The organism is Limosilactobacillus mucosae (assembly GCF_046939755.1).
In the GTDB taxonomy this organism is placed as follows: domain Bacteria; phylum Bacillota; class Bacilli; order Lactobacillales; family Lactobacillaceae; genus Limosilactobacillus; species Limosilactobacillus mucosae_A.
Window position 1 is genome coordinate 1 of record NZ_JBKZAY010000084.1, and the last position, 701, is coordinate 701.

1 protein-coding gene is annotated in these 701 nt (G+C 51.6%); it reads right to left on the reverse strand.

The annotated features are described in order from the left end of the window. Positions 1–701: hypothetical protein (locus ACLUWI_RS10200; protein WP_412147232.1), on the reverse strand; the 701-nt coding region annotated here is incomplete at both ends.

Genomic DNA, 701 nt, shown 5'->3' on the forward strand with positions numbered 1-701 from the left:
ATCGACTAGTGCATCCTTGAGTGCGAGCGAATCAGCCTCAACGAGTGCATCCTTGAGTGCGAGCGAATCGGCCTCGACTAGTGCATCCTTGAGTGCGAGTGAATTAGCCTCAACGAGTGCATCAGTAAGTGCGAGTGAATCAGCATCTACTAGTGCATCACTGAGTACCAGCGAATCCGCTTCAACTAGTGCATCAGTAAGCACGAGTGAATCAGCATCAACAAGTGCATCAGTAAGTGCAAGCGAGTCAGCTTCAACGAGCGCATCCTTGAGTGCTAGTGAATCGGCATCGACTAGTGCATCAGTAAGTGCGAGTGAATCGGCATCAACTAGTGCATCAGTAAGTGCGAGCGAATCCGCATCAACCAGTGCATCCTTGAGTGCGAGTGAGTCTGCCTCAACTAGTGCATCCTTGAGTGCGAGTGAATCAGCCTCAACGAGTGCATCAGTAAGTACGAGTGAATCAGCTTCAAGCAGCGCATCCTTGAGTGCAAGCGAATCCGCATCAACAAGTGCATCACTGAGTGCGAGCGAATCGGCCTCAACGAGTGCATCTTTGAGTGCCAGTGAATCCGCCTCGACGAGTGCATCGGTAAGTGCAAGTGAATCGGCATCGACAAGTGCATCACTGAGTGTGAGCGAATCGGCATCGACAAGTGCCTCCTTGAGTGCGAGCGAGTCTGCATCGACTAGTGCATCAG